This window comes from Bradyrhizobium sp. P2_E8, from assembly GCF_056403875.1.
In genome coordinates this window covers 1-4,707 of sequence record NZ_JBFUES010000599.1, presented here as the reverse complement: position 1 = coordinate 4,707, position 4,707 = coordinate 1, and the positions used below count along the sequence as shown (strand labels likewise).

Below are 4,707 nucleotides of genomic sequence, written 5' to 3'. Positions count from 1 at the left end.
ACGCTCCGTTGTCTCGTATCGATCCTGACCGAAGAGGAGGACGGCTATGGAAACGGAAAGGCGTGAAACGGGAACGCTGATCGGCAGCGACAAGGTCGAAKGCACGGCGGTATATGGCGCGGGCGACCAGAAAATCGGGTCGATCGAGCGCGTGATGATCGACAAGGTAAGCGGGCGGGTGTCGTATGCCGTTCTCGGCTTCGGCGGGTTCTTGGGCATCGGCGACGACCACTACCCGCTGCCATGGCAGTCACTGAAGTACGACACGAACCTTGGCGGGTATCGGACCAATCTCAGCGCCGACAGGCTACGAGGAGCGCCCCATTACGGCAACGATAACGACTGGAATTGGGACGACCCAACGCGAGCGAGAGCGGTGAACGACTACTATTCCGGCTTCTAGCCTTGCCGGCGGTCGAGGCCCTTTGTTGCGGGCGCGCTTTTGGGCCGCACGCGAAGTCGAGATAGGCTACGGCGAACTGGCGAAGCGAGAGCAGAGTTGGAGGTGCGTCGAGCGGCATGCGCACTCACGTGCTGTTATGGTTGCGGGGCTTGGGATTCCCCGGCCCTCCGGGTCCCGCTTCTAGGCTGCTCGAGCCGCCGGACAGCCTCAGCGCGATGGAACCTACAGGCTTTTCCGATCTTGAACCGAATATTTCCAATCGATGGAGGGACCTCATGCCCCGGGGCGACAAGTCCAGTTACACCGACAAACAAAAACGCCAAGCCGAACACATCGAGGAGGGCTATGAACACCGCGGCGTTCCGGAGAAGGAGGCCGAACGACGCGCCTGGGCGACCGTGAACAAGGAAACCCATGGCGGGAAGAAGAGCGGCTCCGGCCGCGGGACCAAAGAAGACCATTCGCCGTCGAAGAAGGGCGGCCGCTTGGGCGGTGCTGCGTCTGCCAAGCGCCCCCCTGCGGAACGGTCGCGATCGGCCAAGAAGGCCGCGCGGACCAGAAAGCGGCGCGCCGCCTAGATTGCGCGCAAATCGCGGTCGCACTGACCACCCAGGAGTTGCCCAATGGCGGATAGGTTCAAAGGCAAGGTCGTCATCGTCACGGGATCCGCTTCCGGCATCGGAGAAGCGACAGCACGCCGCTTCGTTGCAGAGGGCGCGAAGGTGGTCCTGGTCGACCGCAACAAAGACACGCTCGAAAAGGTCGCCAAAAGTTTGCCGGCCGATCAGGTGATGGCCTGCGCCGTCGATGTGTCGGAGTCGCGCGCCGTCGACGGAATGGTCACGGCGGTCGTGGACCGTTTCGGCCGGTTGGACGTCATCGTGAATAACGCCGGCGTTCATGTAGGGGGCGACCCTGCTTCCATCACTGACGAGGAATGGCGGACGGTGATGTCGAGCGACGTCGACGGGGTGTTCTACGGCTGCCGCGCGGCACTGCCCCACCTCGAGAAGACCAGGGGCTCGATCGTGAACACGGCATCGGTCTCCGGGACCGGTGGTGACTGGGGCATGAGCCCCTACAACGCTGCGAAGGGCGCCGTCGTCAATCTGACGCGCGCGCTCGCGCTCGACCTTGGCAAGAAGGGCGTCCGCGTGAACGCGGTCTGCCCGAGTCTCACGCGCACGGGCATGACCGAAGACATGATGGGCGACAAGGAGCTGCTCGCGAAGTTCGCCGAGCGGATCCCGTTGGGCCGCGTTTGCGAACCGGAGGAAGTCGCCGCCGTGATCGCGTTCCTCGCGAGTCAAGACGCAAGCTTCATGACCGGCGCTAACGTAGCGGTGGACGGAGGCGTGTCCGCCTCTAACGGGCAACCGCCGCAGGAATAGCCGCGGAGACCGCTCGCCGTCAAGCTTTGCGAGCGCTGTGTCGCCGGAACGTGCGAGTGCGTGGATCAGGGGACGCTAAGCGCATCCAGCGAGCTTGCAGCATCTGGCCTGGCTGTCTTGGCGGCTGATTCGAAACTTCCCGGCCTTAGTCCGTCGGCTCTGCTCCCGGGGCGCTCCTGGACCCGAGAAGCTTCAGCGCCGTATCGATCTTGGCGAGGAGCGCCTGGATTTCGGCGCGCTCGTTCGCGCCGGGTCCGGCTTCAAGCCGCGCCAGCAATTGCTCTTTCTGTCCCAGCAGCTTCGCAAGAGCGGACATCCGATCACCGCAATGTCGACCGTATCGAAAGGGCCGCTCGGAGAGCAGCCCTTTCTTGGTCACCAGCTACGGGTGCCGAAGCTGAAGCCGATGCTCGGCCCGCCGCCGTAGTAGCCGTAGCCGCGATCGTAGTAGCCGGGGCCGCCGTAGTAGCCGTAACTGCGGCGCACTACGTACCCGTCATCTCCGCCGAAATAGCGGGGGCCGCGAGTTCGGAAGCAACGGCCGAACTCGTTGCAGACGAGCCGGACCTGGTCCACCCCGGAGATCTCGGTCGGCCCCACCGCAGTTGGGCTGAGCGGTGCCGCGATCGCAGCCGATCCCAAAAGGCAGGCGGCGAGCATTCCCAGTGCAATGGTCTTCATGAATGTTCTCCTTCCTTGGCGAGGTCAGTCGATCTCTTCGATGATGCGACGTTCCTGCGGTTCGACGATGTAGGTTCGGCTATCCCGGTGAATGTATCGGTACTCCCGCAGGCTCGGCGCCTCGCGATAGACCTCGTCGGGGAAGGCATCGATTTCCACGCCGTCCGGCAGGCGCTCGCCCCGGCGGATCTCGGTTCGCACTGTGCTGCCGGTCGTTTGCCGCTCGCGCTCGACGGGACGCGCCTTGACGTGCTTGCGGATCACCTCGCGATCACGATCGCTGAACGTGGTCTTTCGCTCGGTGCGCGCCGGAGCGGCCGCCGTGGACCGGCCCGAGTACGGCAGGACCGCGACGATCTTGTAGCTGGAGGGCTCCACGATCACGATCTCGTCCTTCACCAGGACGAAGTTATAGCCCCGGTACTGGGGCACGATCTCGACGACCTCCGCCGGCAGCGGCTGCAGACGGACATCCCGCGGCACGGCAGTGCCCACGGCCAACGAGAAATTCACGTTATTGAGGGGCTGCACGTTGAGGTGCGAAATCGACGTGCTGATCCGCGTCCGCTGCTGATCATTGATGTTCACCGAGGCATTCACGTTCGTGTTCGACGAACGATCGGCCGTATTCTGCTGGGTGCTCGGCTGCTGGGCCGTGTTCGTCGAGTTACTACCCGTCGGAGACTGCGCCTGACTGGCGCCCGAAGCTGGCGGGTTCGCGCTCTGCGCCCTGTTGTCCGTAGGCGGGTTGGTCTGCGTCTGGTTCGAAGGCACATTGGTCTGGTTGGAGGGCTGGCTGGTCTGCGCCTGATTGGTCGAGTTGTTCGAGGTGGGCGCCTGCGTGGTGTTGGTGCCCGTACCGGAATTGGTCGTTTGGCCTGCAGCGCTCTGGCCGGTCGATGACGGAGACTGCGTCTGGGCCGAATTGGTCGAAGGATTGGTCTGCGCGGATCCCGAAGGTGTTGAAGAGGACGGCGTCGTCGAGGTGGAATCCGGCTGACGCTGCGTAGCTGACGGATTGGAGTTCGACGTGCTTGGAGAAGATTGCGCAAGAGCCGAAGTCGCGATCGCGACAGCGGCCGTCGTAGCCAAGAATAAACGCTTGTTCATCTGAACCTCCTAAATGCGGATGTCGATCAACCTCCGATGCGGCGCGCGGTTCCTTTTCGGGAAAACTCGGCAACTCTCGTGGCGTCGGGACGTGAATTTCTTCCGGTAGACCGAGATCGCGGTTGTACCGAAATGGCGGTGGGGCGCTGCAACCGCTAACAAACGGAACTTCGGTCAAACCACGCCGTTGGCAGCGACTACTTACGAATCATTTGAGGAGGACACACCATGAAGAAGCTGATCGTGTGCGGCGCGCTTGCCGCTTTCGCTCTCGGCACGCAGGCCGCCAGCGCCGCCGAGTTCTACATCGTGCGCGACGCGACCACCAAGAAGTGTACTGTCGTCGACACCAAGCCGACCACCACGACCACGACAGTGGTGGGCAACGGCGTCTACAAGACCAAGGTCGAGGCCGAATCCGCGGTGAAGACCACCAAGGTGTGCACCGAACAGTAAATATCGCGGGCCTCAGGCGGCCCGTCGAAAAGCGTTCGGGCAGCAGTTGGAGGAGTAAATGCCCGTACTCATTTTGTGGGCCGTTCGTGCCGTCGTCCTCGTTGTTGCCGCCCTCGGCTATTTCTTAATTTACATGCACTGAACGACTGCGCGCGTGAGCGACCCGCCCGATGATCCGAGCGGGTTTTTTTCCCGACAACCGTCGGTGGCTCACGGCGGACAAAAAAGGGCCCCGTGACGGGGCCCTCATCTCCGTGAACTCTCGTCCTATTTAGTTGTAGTCCGAGTATTTGAACTGCGGGAGCGCCTTCAATTGCTCCTTGTTGCCGCTCATGACGGCGTGGTCAGGGACCCAATCGTTAGCGCTGCGGTTCGTGGTGGTTGTCGCTGCGGCGCCGGTGGTGGTGTCGCGCGACGTGGTCGAGGTGCTGGTCGAGCTGGTCCGGACCGGCTCTTCGACGAACTTCAGCTTATCCATCGAGACGGCGATGTCATGTTCGCCCATCCCCAAAAAACCGCCGATGCCGATCACCACCGCGTTGATCTTGCCACTCTTGTCGACGAGCAGCTCGTTGATGTCGCCGAGCTTCTCGTTGGCCTCGTTGTAGACGTTCAGGCCCATGAGCTTCGAGGCGCGCCAATTTCCCTTGAGCGCGATCTTCGCAT

Annotated in this window: 8 protein-coding genes; 4 read left to right on the top strand and 4 right to left on the bottom strand. The window is 62.7% G+C overall.

Going from position 1 to position 4,707, the window contains the following annotated elements; all coding sequences use genetic code 11:
* Positions 1-46: 46 nt before the first annotated feature.
* The 3 genes from AC1D00_RS27530 (at position 47) to budC (ending at position 1,794) form a co-directional block, all read left to right on the top strand.
* Positions 47-403, top strand: a complete 357-nt coding sequence (locus tag AC1D00_RS27530) for a PRC-barrel domain-containing protein (RefSeq protein ID WP_477012818.1) — start codon at positions 47-49, stop codon at positions 401-403.
* Between the two features lie 275 nt (positions 404-678).
* Entirely contained in the window at positions 679-981 is a 303-nt protein-coding gene (locus AC1D00_RS27525) for a plasmid stabilization protein (RefSeq protein ID WP_135178282.1), read from the top strand.
* Between the two features lie 45 nt (positions 982-1,026).
* The gene (budC, locus tag AC1D00_RS27520; protein WP_135178283.1) at positions 1,027-1,794 is read left to right on the top strand and encodes a meso-2,3-butanediol dehydrogenase; all 768 of its coding nucleotides are present in this window, start codon (positions 1,027-1,029) and stop codon (positions 1,792-1,794) included.
* A gap of 145 nt (positions 1,795-1,939) precedes the next feature.
* On the opposite strand, the gene AC1D00_RS27515 is transcribed toward budC, so the two are convergent.
* The 3 genes from AC1D00_RS27515 to AC1D00_RS27505 are packed head-to-tail and all read right to left on the bottom strand — an operon-like array spanning position 1,940 to position 3,585.
* Positions 1,940-2,173: a hypothetical protein gene (locus AC1D00_RS27515; RefSeq protein ID WP_135178284.1), complete on the bottom strand. Its 234-nt coding sequence runs from the start codon at positions 2,171-2,173 to the stop codon at positions 1,940-1,942.
* On the bottom strand, positions 2,170-2,475 hold the full coding sequence (locus AC1D00_RS27510; protein WP_135178285.1) for a hypothetical protein: 306 nt from the start codon (positions 2,473-2,475) through the stop codon (positions 2,170-2,172). Before AC1D00_RS27510 ends, AC1D00_RS27515 begins: the two co-directional genes overlap by 4 nt.
* Positions 2,476-2,499: 24 nt before the next feature.
* Positions 2,500-3,585 carry a DUF1236 domain-containing protein gene (locus AC1D00_RS27505; protein ID WP_135178286.1) on the bottom strand — a complete coding sequence of 362 codons (1,086 nt, stop codon included), beginning with the start codon at positions 3,583-3,585 and terminating at the stop codon, positions 2,500-2,502.
* A gap of 228 nt (positions 3,586-3,813) precedes the next feature.
* Between AC1D00_RS27505 and AC1D00_RS27500 the strand changes: the two genes are divergently transcribed.
* Complete coding sequence (locus tag AC1D00_RS27500; protein ID WP_011090370.1) at positions 3,814-4,041, top strand: hypothetical protein; 228 nt, start codon at positions 3,814-3,816, stop codon at positions 4,039-4,041.
* A 271-nt stretch (positions 4,042-4,312) separates the two neighbouring features.
* Here AC1D00_RS27500 and AC1D00_RS27495 read toward each other — a convergent pair.
* Positions 4,313-4,707, bottom strand: a 395-nt coding sequence (locus AC1D00_RS27495) for a PRC-barrel domain-containing protein (protein ID WP_477012817.1), incomplete at its 5' end; no start/stop codon positions are given.